Here is a 14,986-nt window from a genome sequence, read left to right on the forward strand (position 1 = left end):
TCGTCAGCTGAATTTTTTCAGCGCCTGACCCAGAAGGATGTATAGCTTGCCCATGTCAGAAGATACAAGGGTGACGGAGAGTGCGCTGCCTCGGTCTCCCATCATTGCGCGTTCCATCATGCCCTCAAAGTCGCGGCAGTAGCGCGCCACGGCTTCCCGGAACTCGGAATCGGTCTGGAACTTGTCGGCAATGGCTTTTTTGGTTTTGCGGTCTGCATTGCGGACCGAACGCCGCATGAACACTGACCTGTCACCTGAGAGATAAGCTTCCCACACATCGTCAGGCAGGTCATGCGAAAGGGCCTTGTTGATGTCGATTGAGGTAGACTGCAGGCTTTCCATCAAAAGCTGGGAGGTGCGGGCGAAGTCATTTTTGGTCGCACCCGCAATGCGTTTTTCGATCTCGGATGTCTTTTCAATGAAATGTTCAGCCCGCTGCGCCACTTTTTCGGCTTCATTACCAATGCGCATGGCGAGAAGCGCGCTTTCTTTCTCGGCCTGGTCTGCGGTTTCCTGATATTCCTTCAGCACGCGGGCGAGGGTGGTTTGCATTTCTTCCTGCAGGAAGGTGATACGCTCTGCTGCGCGGTTGGCGATATCGTCCATGCTGGCGGTCAGCTCGCTGCGGGTATCCTCGACAGCACGCTTCATATCGCCCTGTGCCCGTTCGGTCTGGTCCATCAGGGACTGGCTGGCCGCGTCCAGCCTTGTCGCGGCTTCCATGGAGCCAAGGGCGAAGTTCTCTACCTCTTTGCTCATGCTGTCTGAAGCCTGATTGAGCTTTTTGATAACCTCTTCGGTATCATGGCCAATACGGTCACGTTCGCCTGCGAAGGCATCGGCTGCCGAACCCAGTGCTTCACGAGATTCAGCCAGTTCGCTCCTAAGCGAGGCGGTTTTTTCTGACAGCGCATCAGAAGCGCCTTCAAGCTCATCGCGCGTGCCTTTGCCTGCGGCTTTCATCTGGTCCATCATCGAAACAAGCTCGCCGGAGCGGCCTGCAATGTCTTCCTGCGCGAGGGAGGCGGTGTCCTGCAACGCGCGGCTTTGATCACGGAAGCGCTCCGCAGCTTCAATCACCCGGTCCGCGGCTTCCGTTGAAGCTTCGTTGAGCGCATCACGCTGCGATGTGAGGTCTTCTTCAAGGCGCGCAAGTTTCATGCGGGTTTCATTCAGCACGCCCGAGAGCACACCGGTTTGCAGGCTCATCTGCTCCCGCACGTTGGTAAGCTCTTCATTTGCACTGCCTGCTTTTTCAGCCAGCTGTTCTGCGTTTTCGCCCATCTCTCTGGTCAGCGACGCGGCCTTTTCGCTCAGCTTATCTGCTGTTTCGCTAAGCGAGTTGCCACTTTCTTCACCGGCACGAGCAAGTTCTTCCAGTTGCTCTTCTACGCCTGCGCGAAGCTGGCGGATATGCTGGAGCGTACGCTCAGCCGCGTCTTCCGCCTTGCTGACGGCTTCGTCGCTATGGCCAGAAATGGCGGCCATTGTTTCTTCAAGGGCATGGCGTGCGCGTTCAAGGCCTTCGTCGAGTACACGGTCAACCTTTTCCGCGTGTTCGAGTACTGCTTTACCTGTGGCTTCAGTGGTCTCGAGGGTTTTGCGGTTGACCTGTTCACTGGTCGACAAAGCGGAAGCGCAGTGATCCTCGAGCGATTTACCAGCTTCTTCAAGCAGGCTCTTGGCGCGCTCCACGGTTTCGATCGCCTGCGTTGACATGGCCTGAGTGCGCTCAGAGAAGATGCTGGAGACCTCATTCGTGCGTTCAAGTGCTTCCGTGGCTGCGGTATGCACTTCACCGACATGGCTTTTAAGTGATTGTTCGATCTTGGCAGACTCTTGCGCGGCCAGTTGTGCGAGCTCAGCCAGAACGGTGGCTTGTGTTCGCATATGTTCTGAAAGTTCGGCGGAGCGACCCTCAAGCCCCTCCACATCATGACGGAAGCGGTCCATGCCCGAGAGCACATTCTCTGTCACAGACTGAAGCCGTAGCTCGACATCCACCACAATGTCCTGCACTTCGCTGGCCTTCTTGCCCACATGGACGCTGGCTTTGCCAAGCCGCGCTTCCATGGCTTCGGTTGCGCCGGCAAGGGCATCAAGGCTGGTGTCAATTTTCCCGCGTGCGGTATCGGCTGTGCCCGCCGCATGCTCGCCAGCCCCAGCAAGCCTTGAGGCCATCGTGCTGATCATCATCTCAAGGTTATTGAAGCGGTCTTCGATCTCTTTGGTTGTGTCGCCCATTGATTGGCGTTCGCGCTCCAGCAGGTCACGGATCGACGACGTGCGGGCTTCCGTGTCTGCGGTCGCAGAGAATAGATTGCTGATTTGTTCCTGGAAGCGTTTTTCCAGATTGCTAATTCTATCTGATGCTAAATCAGCAACAGCTTCAATGTTTTGAAGTTCTTTATTGAGAGTTTTATTTAGCTGACTAAGGCGCTGTTCTGCTACTTCCACTGGGGCGACGGCCTTATGAAGGCTTTGTGCCATGGCGAGCCGCCGTTCCAGAAGCGGGTCGGTGCGCTGGAACGCAAGAGCCACCAACCAGAAAATTGCGATCGGCGTGGTAAGGCCACCAGTGAAGCTTGAAAGCGCAGTGGCGGAGGCTTGAATTTCGATGAGTGCCGGGGTGGACCAAAGATAATACCCTGCACCAGCAAGCCACAATGCGGTAAAAGAACATGCCAGAATGAACGGCAGCATGCGCCTTGTGTTTCGCGCCGCCACGGCTTTCTGCTCAGCCTCGTCCGGCTGGTTGGTATCTCGTTCTTTGCCTAGGTCATTTTCCTGATCAGGTTCAGGAAAATTCATTTCCGCTTTTGACATTGTGCCCTCAATGATCTTCCCCACGCGCCCATGGCGCCTGTGTTACAGTTTACGATTACATGCCCTCCGTCAATGGCTTGGGCTGAGGTTTTTACGTGATGGCTGGTATTTTGTTACGAAGTTATGGCATCATTGAGGTCGGGAAAAGGTTTCACGTTTTTCAGGAAGGGCTGGTATGGCCGATTTGACGATCGTGAAGACCACGGGGGCAATAAAGCCAAGTGCGGCGCAAAAGCGCTACCTTGAACGTGGTCTGAATGAGCCTGGGGGTAAACTGCCGCTCTTTGACCGGCAGGGCCAACGCATCAATGATCAGACGGTACGCTCTTGCCTCTCCAACGGCTGGTGTGAACCATGGCGTCGTAACCCCATTAAGCCTGACTGGCTAGTGTGCAAATTGACACCCGCCGGGCGCAAAGTGCTGGGGGAATGATGGGCGTGGCCGAGTCCAATTGGGATGAGGATGTTGTGCTTGATCCGGAACACCTGCGCGGGTTCTCGGGCGGAGATACGGATTTTGAAGCTCAGATACTTGGTGTTTTTGCTGAAAAGGCACCGGACTATCTTGTCGACCTTGCCGGGGCCGATGCTTCAAGCTGGCGCTCATATGCCCATAAGCTGAAGGGCGCCGCGCGCAGCATCGGTGCGTGGCGGTTGGCACGCCAAGCTGAACGGGCAGAACATCAAGATGATGTCCATGATGACGACGCGCGCAAGGCGGAGGTGTTGCGTGAGTTGAACACCCGGCTGCAGCAGCTTCTGGATGCTATTAAAGAACGTGGGTGTGAGGCAGGTTAAACCGAAATGATTGACCGCGTATAAAATCAAGCGTTACAAAGAAATCAAAGGTTTACGAGAAGCCGGAAATATAGGGCCACTATATGAGCGATTATGATTTTGACCGGGTAAATGTTTTGCTGGCAGAGGATAGCCCCTTTATCCGTTCATTGCTTGTCAACTCCCTCAAGGTTCTCGGTGTTGGCAATGTGTTTGCTGTGGAACACGGTGGTGACGCCATTCATTTCCTGCAGCGGGTTAAAAACGAGCCCATGCGTGTTGGTGTCCAGCAAATCGATATCGTCATCTCCAACTGGGATATGCACCCGATCGACGGCATGATGTTTCTGCGTTGGGTGCGGCGCCATAAGGACAGCCCGGACAGGTTTGTGCCTTTTGTCATGATCACGAGCTATACTGAGCCTGAACGGGTTTTGCAGGCACGTGAGATGGGCGTGACCGACATGTTGGCCAAGCCCTTTACCATTAAAAATATTGGTGAGAAGCTGATCTCGATCATCGAGCGACCGCGCCAGTTTGTGCATACAAAAGACTTCTTCGGGCCTGACCGCAGACGGCAAAAGCTGGATCATGGCGGGCCAGAGCGCAGGGTGCTGACAGACAAGAGCGAAGGCGTGGAGATTATCCGTGGATAAAAAACCGGTCATTGTACGCTTCTATCGCTTTAAGAACCGCCTGAAGGAAAAAACCGCAGGGCTTGCGCCGGGCAAGGTGAGCATATCGCCTGAGGCACTTGAGGCAGCGGAAAAAGCTCTCACAAAGATGGCGGAAGATTACCCGGATTGGGTGTCTGGCCTAGTGGTGAAACTGCAGGAACAGCATGGTCGCTGTGTAGATACACCAGAATCGCGGCGTGACTGTTTTGAAGAAATTCACCGCATTGCCCATGATATGAAGGGGCAGGGCGGCACGTTTGGGTATCCGCTCATCACAACCTTTGCTGATTCTCTATATGGCTTCACCTACAAGCGCGATGAGATATCGGATGGGCAGGTTGAACTAATCAAGGCGCACCTTGATGCGATGCGGGCTGTCATTCGTGGGCGGGTAAGCGGTACGGGGGGGGAGATCGGGGAGAAATTGACCGATAGCCTCAATAACGCCATCCAAAAATACAGCGCTTAACCTCACCAGTTAGCCATCAATAACAAAGGGGACCGAGCGGTCCCCTTTGTTGGTTCTGCCTATACGGATTATTGGGCCGCTGCGCGTTCCCGCAAGCCCAGCGCATGATCCATAATATGGAAAATCACATTCTGTTCCATTGTACCACGCACCAGATGCGCCCACGGGCCGACACCAAACAGTGCCACATCCTCACCACCATGTGTTTCGCTTGAGCGCGGAATAAGAGACTGCTGGAGAAACTTGGGGTCCGTTGTGATCTCATCCGTCAGCACAGGGCGGTCACCTGGTACGGCGCCTGGGCCGTTGTTGTAGCCGAGCGTGGTGTATGGTTTATCGTCGCCCATCAGGGAAACTTCGCCGGTCACTGGCTCTTTTACGATACCGAAGATGGGGTTGCCACGCTGTGGGTAGCCCGCGATCGTGAAGACGTGGCTATGGTCAGCGGTCACGAGAATAAGGGTCTCATCGAGGTCAACCATCTCGGCCGCTTTGCGAACTGCTGCAGACAAGGCCACGGTGTCGTTAAGTGCGTTATAGGCGCTGCCGCCGTGGTGACCGTGGTCGATGCGCCCCGCCTCAACCATCAGGTAAAAGCCGTTCTCGTTTTTGCTGAGCATGTTGATGGCGGTTTCGGTCATCTCGGCCAGTTCAGGCTGGTTCGCGCTATGGTCAGCGTGGAAATCCATGTGTGAACTGCTGAAAAGGCCTAAGAGACGGGACGTGTTTGCGAGGTCAACGTTTTTGAGCTCTTCTGCGGTCTCAATATAACGGGCGTTGTCGGCGCTTTTTGTCCATTCAGCCGTGATGTCGCGGCCATCGGTGCGTTTACCTTTACGCTCACCCTCAGGCACAAAATTGCGGCGACCACCACCAAGGGCAACTTCAAGACCGTTACCCATCATAGGGTCCAGTATCTGCTGTGCAATGTCACGGCAACCGGCAGCTTTGGCTTCCTCGGGCACCTCGCTGTCCGCTTCCCAGTCCCGCGAAGGGCTGTGGGCGAATACGGCTGCTGGTGTGGCGTGGGTGAGGCGTGCTGTACTCACGATACCCGTAGCCATGCCGACTTTTTCGGCATAATAGGCAAGCGGGGTAACTGCGGTAAAGGTGTCTGCCGCGCATTCCTTCTGGTGTTGTGTTGGCGGCGTGTTGATCACGCCGATACGGGTTTTGGTGCCAGTGTTAAACGCTGAAGCGGTGCCGGCAGAATCGGCAACCTGAGCATCAACGTTATAGGTTTTTACAAGCGCAGTGTACGGGAAGCGTTCAAAGCTCAGGTAATTTTCCTCACCGCTTTCACCGCGAAGCTGACCTTCAAGGATGCGTGCGGCTGTCAGTGTCGATATGCCCATACCATCGCCCACAAACAGGATAACGTTTTTGGCGCGTTTCTCATTGACCTTTACGGCAACACGGTCTGCGATGGCTTTCTCACCACCCTCTGTCCAGCTTTCCAATGTGCCAATTGTATCTGTATCTGCGGCCAGAGTGGCGCCGCTGAGCGCAGCTGCGAGTATAAAGCTGCTAATTACCCCGATTTTCATCAGTCTCCCCTTTCAAAGGATAGTCGTTGGTATTGGGCGCCAATAGGGCACAAGCTTTAGCAAAGTATGCTGCCTTAATAAAAGGGGATTTTGACGGATTGGAGTCACTGCGCCTTTTTCTGCCAAATTCCACGGCAAAATACTTGGCGCTAAAGATCCCAGGAAAGGGGTATATGACTTCCGATCATAAGTTTAGCGGCGAACCGCATAAAAAGAACGCTTTGTCGCATCGCCCCTTAAAAAAAATCAATGAGTTCATATGTATGAAGGGTCAGCGGCAAAAGCTGCGGCGATAACAAAAAAACACACACAGCGACTTAGCGAGGAGTAAATCTATGAATACGAATTTTGCAAAAGGTCTTTTGGTTGCAGCATCCCTGGGCGCAATGGCATTTGGTGCATCTGCGCAAGCAGGTGAGAGCGATGGCTTGAAAGCATGGTCGAAAGCGGCGGGTGCGTCGGTGGACGCGAAAATGAAGTATCCTGCCATGGCCGTTCGCCAGAATGCTGAAGGCTTTGCCACTTTCAACGTGACCATTGACCGCGAGGGCAATGTTGTGGGCACCGATAATGTGGTGGCTGCCAAAAACGGTTTGATTAACGCTGCGGCCCGCCGTGTGGTCAAGAATGCAGATTTTCCTGCACTTCCGGCGGATTATCGTGGTGAGCAATTGAGCTTTGCGCTGCATCTCAACTATGCGATTGCAGCTTCGGGTGACGAAGAGCGCGCTTTGACGCGTGATGCCCGCGTTACGAGCCGTGAAATTGCCCGGGCACGAGGTCCTGTGAGCGCTAGCATCCAGATTCTGGATGCAAACGCGGACTAACCGACCTTTAGTTTCAAAACGGAAGCCCCGGAGCCATCGGCTGCGGGGCTTTTGCGGTGTGGGGGCCCAGAAGTCTTAGCAACCTAGCCGAGAAAGGCGTTGGCTCGAGCTTGCCAATCTGCAGACGTATCGCCTGCATGCGCGAGCAGAATACAGACCCAAAAGAGCATAAACCCCTGAATGGCGCGGCTGTTGCGCTCACCATCGCCAAGAGATGTCAGCACGCCAAGGTTCAGCAGGTTAACGCGAGCCTCGGCATGGAACTGCTCGTCAAAACCTTCAATTTGAAAGCCGGTTGTGAAAAAGCTCATGGCACTGAACTCGCCTGCCTCGGCTTTCAGAAGTTCCTGAAACAGGCCAAGGAGACGAACTGTTTCGCGGTCTCCAGCTTCAAAGCACAGTACGGCCAGGTTCCAGCGATCGATTAGCGAAGGTTTTTCGATCATGTCAAAACAGGCTTTATAGCCTTCAACCGCATTTTCGGGGAATTTCTGAAGGGCTTCATGGTCCCCAAACAGGTTGGCGAGATTTTCCGGCGTCACCATGGATGTATAACATTTCAGGTGAGGGAGCAGCGCGCTTTCAAACTGCATGTTCATTTGTGCGGCAGCGGTGGGTAGGTCCAGGAGCGCGGTTATCTGCTTCTCTGGCCGATTGGAGTGGAACATGGCAAGCGCGCGTGTTGCAGAAGCCGTTTCCTGCGGCAGGCGGTTCAACTTTCCGCCCTTGGCAACAACGGCCTCCTGCACGGTCTGGAGGAGTTTCAGGTACAGCATTTCATAGGAATATTCAGTTTCAAGTCGTGCCTTGCCTGCCGCAGCAACGCTCGCGAGTTTGTCCGGGTCTTCAAGAAGGGAGAGGGCTTTTTCCTCAAAGTTGGTTTCATCGAACAGGATGAATTCTTCACCTTCCTTGAAATAGGAACCGATTTTCTGGTCGCCGGTCGCATATTGCGCATCGATCTGCATCAATACGGCACCCGCATTCATCGCTTCACATAGCCGGTGGTTGTAGGGGCCGTGCAGGCCAACAACATTCAGCACAATCTTGCTGCGCTGCAGGTAACCAAGATAGTCCGTGGGGCTAAGGTCATGCTGGAACTCGAGCCGGTATTTGTCCCCATATTTGTCTTTAAACGCCTGGAAAGCCTCATGAACTTTCGCTCGGTACTGGCCGTATGCTGGGGCGTAGGCATCATCAAAAGTTAGCAGAATGTCAATCTCCCGTTCGGCTGGCGCCGGGCCTGCGGGAATGAAATGGTGGAACGATCCCCAGTTCACGCCAAATGGCAGGTCGAAGACTTCCTTGTCAGGGAAGCAGGACTTGAAAACGTCTGCAAAGGTGGTGGAGAGAGGGCATATAGCATCATAGCTGTAAGCCAGATTATAGAGCTCTACTGCGCGGTGGTGTTCATGGAAGCCAGCAATGGTCATGAAGGGCGGAGAAGAAAGCCCTCGTGGTGTGGTGGAGCCCCCGCAGGCCTGCGGGTCCCAGAATATATCGGGTTGGAAGCCACGGGGTAGCTTTCCGATAATATCGTCCATTGTATCAGTGATAATATTGAAAGGGATGCGGTCGGGTCGTTCATCTTTTCCATCAAAAGACAGTGAAGCCACGTCTGCGATACGGAGCAGCGGCATGGTATGGAAATTGGGATAGGCATTGCCGTTGATCAGGCCAAGTAACACCTTGGGGCGTGGGATAGCCATCAAGGCGGCATACTGGACACGGAAACTGTTGCGCTGAATGAGGAAATCAGCGTCATGCTGCCATGAGGGCGCGAGGTCTTCGTATGAAGCTTCCACTTCCTGAAGCGCGGCATTGTCTGATGCCGCTGCTTCCTGTGCTTTCAGCTTTTCAAGGATTTCGGTTGCGCTGGCCATTCCATACCCCGTGCTCAAATGATTAATACATTCAAGACTATAGAGGGGAGGTGCCTTACCGCAATGCCTTTATCGCACTTTCAATGCCACCGATGGTGAGTGGGAACATACGGTCTTCCATCAGTGTTTTCATGATCTGGATCGAATGCGAATACTCCCAGTGCGTGTCGGGTATCGGGTTAAGCCATACAGCTTTTTGGTAGATATCGGTCAGACGCCGCATCCACACTTCGCCAGCTTCTTCATTCCAGTGCTCGACCGAACCGCCCGGGTAGGTGATCTCATAGGGACTCATGGAAGCATCACCAATGAAGATCACTTTATAATCGTGCGGGAAAGTGTGCAGCAGATCCATGGTTGGTGTGGTGTCGCCAAAACGGCGGCTGTTGTCTTTCCAAACCCGCTCATAAAGGCAGTTGTGGAAGTAGAAAAACTCTAAGTGCTTGAACTCGGTCCGCGCGGCGGAAAATAGCTCTTCACACACTTTGATATGGGGGTCCATAGAGCCGCCGACATCCAGAAACAGCAATATCTTCACGGCGTTATGGCGTTCTGGCACCATCTTGATATCCAGAAAGCCATTATGGGCGGTGGCTTTGATGGTGCCGTCAAGGTCCAGCTCTGTTGCTTCACCTTCGCGGGCGAACTGGCGTAACTTTCTGAGGGCGACCTTGATGTTGCGCGTGCCCAGCTCGACCGTATCATCGAGGTTGCGGTATTCGCGTTTGTCCCAAACCTTGATGGCGCGGCCATGACGACCTTCCTTTTGGCCGATGCGCACGCCTTCAGGATTATAGCCATACGCGCCAAAGGGGCTGGTGCCCGCGGTGCCGACCCATTTGTTGCCGCCCTGGTGCCGGGCTTCCTGCTCTTCAAGTCGCTTTTTGAGTGTCTCCATGATCTCATCCCACGAACCGAGGGAATTGATCTTGTCCATCTCTTCTTTACTCAGATACAGCTCGGCCATCTTGCGCAGCCACTCTTCGGGCACGTCTACCGTCTCTTCGCCGATAAACTCAACACCTTCAAAGACTTTGCCAAACACACGGTCAAATTTATCCAGATTTTTTTCGTCTTTGACAAAGGTTGCGCGCGACAGGAAATAAAAGTCATCCACGCTATAATTGGCGCAGCCAGCCTGCATCGCTTCCATCAGCATCAGGTATTCCTTGATGCTGACAGGCACACCACCGTCTTTGAGGCTATAGAAGAAGTCTGTGAACATGGACTTATCAGCTCGATTGACGGCGGTTCATGAAGGCCAGACGTTCAAAAAGGTGCACATCCTGCTCGTTTTTAAGCAGCGCCCCGTGAAGCGGTGGGATCAGCTTGCTTGGGTCTTTTGATTTCAGTACATCAAGCGGCAGGTCTTCCGCCATCAGAAGCTTGAGCCAATCCAGCAGTTCGCTGGTGGACGGTTTTTTCTTCAACCCCGGCACCTCGCGCATATCAAAAAAGATGCTGAGGGCTTCGCGCACCAGTGCTTGCTGGATATCGGGGTAATGAACCTTGATGATATCTTTCATGGTGTCCTTGTCAGGGAACTTGATGAAGTGGAAGAAACAGCGGCGCAGGAAGGCGTCGGGCAGTTCTTTCTCATTGTTGGAGGTGATGATCACAATCGGGCGGTTGTTGGCCTTGATGGTTTCACCTGTCTCGTAGACATGAAACTCCATCCGGTCGAGCTCAAGCAGAAGGTCGTTTGGAAACTCGATGTCTGCCTTGTCGATCTCGTCGATCAGAAGCACAGGGGTCTCATCGCTTTCAAAAGCTTCCCAAAGCTTGCCGCGCTTGATGTAGTTCTTGATATCCTGAACCTTTTCATCACCAAGCTGGCTATCGCGCAGGCGGGATACCGCATCATACTCATAGAGGCCTTGTTGGGCTTTTGTGGTGGATTTGATGTGCCACTCAATGAGCTTTAGGCCAAAGGCGTCGGCTACTTCTTGTGCCAGCACGGTTTTACCGGTGCCGGGTTCACCCTTGATCAGAAGAGGGCGCCGTAGTGTCGCCGCTGCGTTTACCGCAATTTTAAGGTCGTCTGTGGCGACATAATTCTCGGTGCCTGCAAACTTCATCAGTCAAATCTCCACAACTCATTTTGATAAATTGATGTATCGGCCGCCACCGGTTGGGCCAGCTGGCTGCGCCTATTACTTTTCAGTCTGTTAGCTAGCGCGTGAGAGGAAAATGTCCAGCGATAAAACTGAATGCGGGCTACCTGAAAAAGAAGCACAAAAAACCCGTTCCGTGCGGCCCATCTTTCGCACAGATACAGGTGAAAATAATCTAAACAGCGAAGGTTTGGTGCTTCGCTATACGCTGTTACACACCAAACCTAAGCTTCATCATCTACCGTGAGCCCAGCTACCTCGCGGTAGTAGGACAAGAATTCAAGGATGCTTTCTGGTGGGAATTGTTTAACGATCTCACCAGATTCATTGTCGATGTTCAAGTAGACGAAACGACCTGTCTCGTCATCACGGTCAATACGCAGCCGGGTATTAGGTATCTGTTCATTTTCGGGAATAAACTGTTCAAGCGCTTTGGCCGCCTTTTCTAAAGGCGAACCAAGGGGAACGCTTTCTTCCTTACCCTTGTTTTGCGCTAGTGCTTCTGCGGAGGGTGCTCCGCTTTTCTCTGTTCCTGAAGAGCCTGAAAAGCGATCGACACCCGCTGATGCGGAAGTACTGGCGCGCGGAGAACGCAGGTCCAGGACCTGTGCGCTGCCATTTGTATTTCCTATCTCGGTCATCGGTTCACTCCGTGCGAAGAAATTGCTTCACAATTGCCTGGACGTTCTCTTCGTTAAAGGGCGGGTGAGCCAGGAGGCTCACCCGAATACCTATTAACGGAAGAGGCCAAGTACTGTCGATGGCGCCTGGTTGGCGATCGAAAGTGCTTGCAAGCCAAGTTGCTGTTTAACCTGCAGAGCTTGCAGATTGGCAGATTCTTTGGCGAGGTCGGCGTCCACGAGGTTACCGATACCCACTTCGATAGTGTCAGAAAGTTTGTCCACAAACGAACGCTGAAGCTCAATCCGTTTCGCACCGGAACCCAGTGCAGACAGAGCATCGTTTACGTTAGCGATAGAGGACTCGATTGCTGTTACAACCAATGCGGCAGCAGTTTCTGTGCCGATAGACTGTGTGCCTGTCAGTGTTACGTTTGCACCACCTACGGAGAGGTCCTGTGCCGCGATCGAGATCACGTTTGAACCAGTATCGTTCGTGATCGCAACAACAGCATCACCGCTTGAGTTCACAACGTTGGAGCCGTTGAACTCAGCGTTCGACACGATCGACGTGATCTGCGAACGAAGTTGGGAAAAGTCGTTGTTGAGCGACGTACGGCTTGCTGTATCAAGGCCGCTATCTTTCGCTGCAACTGCCTTCTCTTTGAGTTCAATAAGAAGGTCAGACACAGCTTCACCCGCTGCAATAGCAACGTCAACTGTGGATGTCGCACGGTCAAGTGAAGACTTAACAGCGTTCAAACCAGCAACGTCACCACGCAGTTTTTGCGCGATAGCGAAGGTAGCAGCATCGTCTTTTGCAGAAGAAACCTTCAGACCCGTATTAATCGAGCTCTGAGTGTTCTGGAGGGAACTACTTGTCTTGGACAAGTTTTGCAGGGCAGCAAACGCACCTGCATTGGTGTTTACCGAAAAAGCCATTTTGCTTCTCCTTTTTGGAGTTTTTTATAGGGCATTTTGCCCACGGGATCTTTTATCCCGAACTTACCCATGCAAAAGGCGGGCCATATTGTCGTTTTGTTTACCTTATCTTAAGGCTTTGTTTTATGAAGGATTTTCACAATTTTGGAGAAAACGGTGATTTTGAAAATCTAGGCAAAAATTGCCCATTAGGCAAAAACTGTCCCTGCTGGGTGCGAGGGGTAGGAAAAAAATGCCGATCGAGCCGTAGCTCGACCGGTATGAATTTTACTGAAACAGGCTGGTGACAGCCTGCGGGGCTTGGTTGGCAATAGAAAGTGCCTGTAGGCCAAGCTGCTGTTTCACCTGCAGGGACTGCAGATTTGCAGAGGCTTTTGCCATGTCGGCATCAACCAGGTTACCGATACCCACTTCAACGGTGTCCTTCAGCTTGTTCACAAATTCTTTCTGCAACTCAAGGCGACGTGCACCGGCACCAAGAGAGGAGAGGGAAGTGTTCACGTTTGCGATGGAGGACTCGATCGCTGACACAACAGACTCAGCACCAGCAGCAGAGCCAATGGACTGCGAAGATGTCAGCGTGACCACAGTGCCTGAAATCGACAGGTTTTGTGCCGCAATGGTAAATGTGGAAGAGCCGGTATCGTTGGTGATGGCGACAATGTCATCTCCGCCTGCAACAACAGCGTTGGTACCATTGAACTCCGCATTGCCCACAATGGAAGAAATCTGCGCCCGAAGTTGCGTGAAGTCGTTGTTGAGAGAGGAGCGGCTCGCAGTATCGAGGCCGCTGTCTTTCGCAGCAACAGCTTTTTCTTTCATTTCAATGAGGAGGTCAGATACGGCTTCACCCGCGGAAATGGCAACGTCGATTGTTGACAATGCGCGGTCGATGGAGCCCGTAGCCGCGCGAAAGCCAGCCACATCCGCTCTGAGCGATTGTGCGATAGCAAAGACAGCTGCGTTGTCCTTCGATGAAGACACCTTGTACCCCGTGTTAATTTCAGTCTGTACTCTTTCCAGACCGGTAGCAGTTTTGTTCAGGTTTTGTAGCGCTGACAAAGCTGCAGCGTTCGTGTTTACGGAAAAAGTCATTGTCGTCTCCTTTCTGAGATATACGTACTGAGCCTTTCTGCTCTTGCCCTTGTTAGCGCAATCTATGTGCCAGAAATAACGTATTGATAAAAAAGGAGAAAATTGAATATGAGGTGGTGGAGTGTTTTGAGTGGGACAAAAAGTGTCGGCAATTTATGCCCACGGGGGAGGATAAGGTCTATGAGGCTACATGGCTTGGAAAGCCTGAGGTTTTGGGGAGGGGCTAACAAAAATGGGGCCCCGAGGGGCCCCAAAAGGTGTGTTCCTCGAAGGAACCACTTACCGGAAGAGTGAAAGTACTGTGCCCGGTGCCTGGTTGGCAATTGAAAGCGCCTGGAGGCCAAGCTGCTGTTTAACTTGCAGAGACTGCAGGTTGGCGCTTGTTTTAGCCAGGTCGGCGTCAACGAGGTTACCCACGCCAACTTCAATCGAGTCAGACAGTTTGTCTACGAACGAACGCTGAAGTTCGATCCGTTTCGCGCCGGAACCGAGAGCAGACAGAGCATCGTTAACGTTGGAGATCGAAGATTCGATCGCAGTTACAACCAATGCGGCAGCTGTTTCTGTGCCGATAGACTGTGTGCCCGTCAGTGTTACGTTTGCACCGCCTACAGACAGATCCTGAGCCGCAATCGAAATTACGTTCGAGCCCGTATCGTTAGTAATCGCAACAATCGCGTCACCGCCTGTGTTCACAGCGTTGGAGCCGTTGAACTCAGCGTTGGATACGATCGAAGTGATCTGCGCCCGAAGCTGTGAGAAGTCGTTATTGAGTGAGGTACGGCTAGCAGTGTCAAGACCACTGTCTTTCGCAGCAACCGCTTTTTCTTTCAGTTCAATAAGGAGGTCGGAAACAGCTTCACCAGCTGCAATCGCAACGTCGATGGTTGAAGTCGCACGGTCAAGAGAGCCCTTAACGGCGTTCAAGCCTGCTACGTCAGCACGCAGTTTTTGCGCGATAGCAAAGGTAGCAGCATCGTCTTTTGCAGAAGAAACCTTCAGGCCCGTGTTGATCTGGGTCTGAGTGGTGTTCAAAGAGGCAGTGGTTTTGTTGAGGTTTTGCAGGGCAGCAAACGCGCCTGCGTTTGTATTGACAGAAAATGCCATTTGGTAATCTCCATTCTGAGAGTCTATTTGAGCCTTTTGCTCACGAAAGCCTTTTGCCTTCGAAACCGTCGTTGCATGGGGTGTGCCAATTTTCCATCTTCT

General features: G+C 52.9%; 14 protein-coding genes. 5 read left to right on the forward strand and 9 right to left on the reverse strand.

Annotated elements, in window-relative coordinates; all coding sequences use genetic code 11:
- Nucleotides 1-3: 3 nt before the first annotated feature.
- Nucleotides 4-2,826, reverse strand: coding sequence for a hypothetical protein (locus ACOOGA_RS17965; RefSeq protein ID WP_417461885.1), 2,823 nt, complete (start codon nucleotides 2,824-2,826; stop codon nucleotides 4-6).
- A 175-nt stretch (nucleotides 2,827-3,001) separates the two neighbouring features.
- Here ACOOGA_RS17965 and ACOOGA_RS17970 point away from each other — a divergent pair, with 175 nt between their 5' ends.
- From ACOOGA_RS17970 to ACOOGA_RS17985, 4 genes are all read left to right on the forward strand, one after another.
- Nucleotides 3,002-3,259: a hypothetical protein gene (locus tag ACOOGA_RS17970; RefSeq protein ID WP_417461884.1), complete on the forward strand. Its 258-nt coding sequence runs from the start codon at nucleotides 3,002-3,004 to the stop codon at nucleotides 3,257-3,259.
- A 5-nt stretch (nucleotides 3,260-3,264) separates the two neighbouring features.
- A complete protein-coding gene (locus ACOOGA_RS17975) occupies nucleotides 3,265-3,624 on the forward strand; it encodes an Hpt domain-containing protein (RefSeq protein WP_417461883.1) in 360 nt (119 codons plus the stop codon).
- Nucleotides 3,625-3,707: 83 nt separating this feature from the next.
- Nucleotides 3,708-4,259, forward strand: coding sequence for a response regulator (locus ACOOGA_RS17980; RefSeq protein WP_417457320.1), 552 nt, complete (start codon nucleotides 3,708-3,710; stop codon nucleotides 4,257-4,259).
- The gene (locus ACOOGA_RS17985) at nucleotides 4,252-4,749 is read left to right on the forward strand and encodes a hypothetical protein (protein WP_417461882.1); all 498 of its coding nucleotides are present in this window, start codon (nucleotides 4,252-4,254) and stop codon (nucleotides 4,747-4,749) included. The genes ACOOGA_RS17980 and ACOOGA_RS17985 overlap by 8 nt, the downstream gene beginning before the upstream one ends.
- Before the next feature lie 68 nt (nucleotides 4,750-4,817).
- Here ACOOGA_RS17985 and ACOOGA_RS17990 read toward each other — a convergent pair whose 3' ends face one another.
- Complete coding sequence (locus ACOOGA_RS17990) at nucleotides 4,818-6,296, reverse strand: alkaline phosphatase (RefSeq protein WP_417461881.1); 1,479 nt, start codon at nucleotides 6,294-6,296, stop codon at nucleotides 4,818-4,820.
- A 335-nt stretch (nucleotides 6,297-6,631) separates the two neighbouring features.
- Between ACOOGA_RS17990 and ACOOGA_RS17995 the strand changes: the two genes are divergently transcribed.
- Complete coding sequence (locus tag ACOOGA_RS17995) at nucleotides 6,632-7,123, forward strand: TonB family protein (RefSeq protein WP_417461880.1); 492 nt, start codon at nucleotides 6,632-6,634, stop codon at nucleotides 7,121-7,123.
- An 83-nt stretch (nucleotides 7,124-7,206) separates the two neighbouring features.
- Here the strand turns inward: ACOOGA_RS17995 and ACOOGA_RS18000 are convergent, their stop codons facing one another.
- The 7 genes from ACOOGA_RS18000 to ACOOGA_RS18030 form a co-directional block, all read right to left on the reverse strand.
- Complete coding sequence (locus ACOOGA_RS18000) at nucleotides 7,207-9,006, reverse strand: glycosyltransferase family protein (RefSeq protein ID WP_417461879.1); 1,800 nt, start codon at nucleotides 9,004-9,006, stop codon at nucleotides 7,207-7,209.
- 55 nt (nucleotides 9,007-9,061) lie between these two features.
- Nucleotides 9,062-10,231 carry a vWA domain-containing protein gene (locus ACOOGA_RS18005; protein ID WP_417461878.1) on the reverse strand — a complete coding sequence of 390 codons (1,170 nt, stop codon included), beginning with the start codon at nucleotides 10,229-10,231 and terminating at the stop codon, nucleotides 9,062-9,064.
- A gap of 7 nt (nucleotides 10,232-10,238) precedes the next feature.
- A complete protein-coding gene (locus ACOOGA_RS18010; RefSeq protein WP_417461877.1) occupies nucleotides 10,239-11,084 on the reverse strand; it encodes an AAA family ATPase in 846 nt (281 codons plus the stop codon).
- Between the two features lie 260 nt (nucleotides 11,085-11,344).
- Nucleotides 11,345-11,761 (reverse strand): flagellar protein FlaG, encoded by a 417-nt coding sequence (locus tag ACOOGA_RS18015; RefSeq protein ID WP_417461876.1) that lies wholly within the window; start codon nucleotides 11,759-11,761, stop codon nucleotides 11,345-11,347.
- Nucleotides 11,762-11,854: 93 nt separating this feature from the next.
- Nucleotides 11,855-12,682 carry a flagellin gene (locus tag ACOOGA_RS18020; RefSeq protein ID WP_417461875.1) on the reverse strand — a complete coding sequence of 276 codons (828 nt, stop codon included), beginning with the start codon at nucleotides 12,680-12,682 and terminating at the stop codon, nucleotides 11,855-11,857.
- A 267-nt stretch (nucleotides 12,683-12,949) separates the two neighbouring features.
- Nucleotides 12,950-13,777 (reverse strand): flagellin, encoded by an 828-nt coding sequence (locus ACOOGA_RS18025; RefSeq protein ID WP_417461874.1) that lies wholly within the window; start codon nucleotides 13,775-13,777, stop codon nucleotides 12,950-12,952.
- Nucleotides 13,778-14,056: 279 nt separating this feature from the next.
- Nucleotides 14,057-14,884 carry a flagellin gene (locus ACOOGA_RS18030; protein ID WP_417461873.1) on the reverse strand — a complete coding sequence of 276 codons (828 nt, stop codon included), beginning with the start codon at nucleotides 14,882-14,884 and terminating at the stop codon, nucleotides 14,057-14,059.
- Nucleotides 14,885-14,986 lie beyond the last annotated feature (102 nt).

The sequence above is a fragment of the Kordiimonas sp. genome, assembly GCF_965216265.1.
In the GTDB taxonomy this organism is placed as follows: domain Bacteria; phylum Pseudomonadota; class Alphaproteobacteria; order Sphingomonadales; family Kordiimonadaceae; genus Kordiimonas.

Coding starts and splice junctions, on each gene's coding strand:
- ACOOGA_RS17990 (WP_417461881.1), bottom strand. CDS start 6,296: ATGAAAATCGGGGTAATTAGCAGCTTTATACTCGCAGCTGCGCTCAGC.
- ACOOGA_RS18020 (WP_417461875.1), bottom strand. CDS start 12,682: ATGGCTTTTTCGGTAAACACCAATGCAGGTGCGTTTGCTGCCCTGCAA.
- ACOOGA_RS18010 (WP_417461877.1), bottom strand. CDS start 11,084: ATGAAGTTTGCAGGCACCGAGAATTATGTCGCCACAGACGACCTTAAA.
- ACOOGA_RS17980 (WP_417457320.1), top strand. CDS start 3,708: ATGAGCGATTATGATTTTGACCGGGTAAATGTTTTGCTGGCAGAGGAT.
- ACOOGA_RS17965 (WP_417461885.1), bottom strand. CDS start 2,826: ATGTCAAAAGCGGAAATGAATTTTCCTGAACCTGATCAGGAAAATGAC.
- ACOOGA_RS17970 (WP_417461884.1), top strand. CDS start 3,002: ATGGCCGATTTGACGATCGTGAAGACCACGGGGGCAATAAAGCCAAGT.
- ACOOGA_RS18025 (WP_417461874.1), bottom strand. CDS start 13,777: ATGACTTTTTCCGTAAACACGAACGCTGCAGCTTTGTCAGCGCTACAA.
- ACOOGA_RS18005 (WP_417461878.1), bottom strand. CDS start 10,231: ATGTTCACAGACTTCTTCTATAGCCTCAAAGACGGTGGTGTGCCTGTC.
- ACOOGA_RS17995 (WP_417461880.1), top strand. CDS start 6,632: ATGAATACGAATTTTGCAAAAGGTCTTTTGGTTGCAGCATCCCTGGGC.
- ACOOGA_RS18030 (WP_417461873.1), bottom strand. CDS start 14,884: ATGGCATTTTCTGTCAATACAAACGCAGGCGCGTTTGCTGCCCTGCAA.
- ACOOGA_RS18015 (WP_417461876.1), bottom strand. CDS start 11,761: ATGACCGAGATAGGAAATACAAATGGCAGCGCACAGGTCCTGGACCTG.
- ACOOGA_RS18000 (WP_417461879.1), bottom strand. CDS start 9,006: ATGGCCAGCGCAACCGAAATCCTTGAAAAGCTGAAAGCACAGGAAGCA.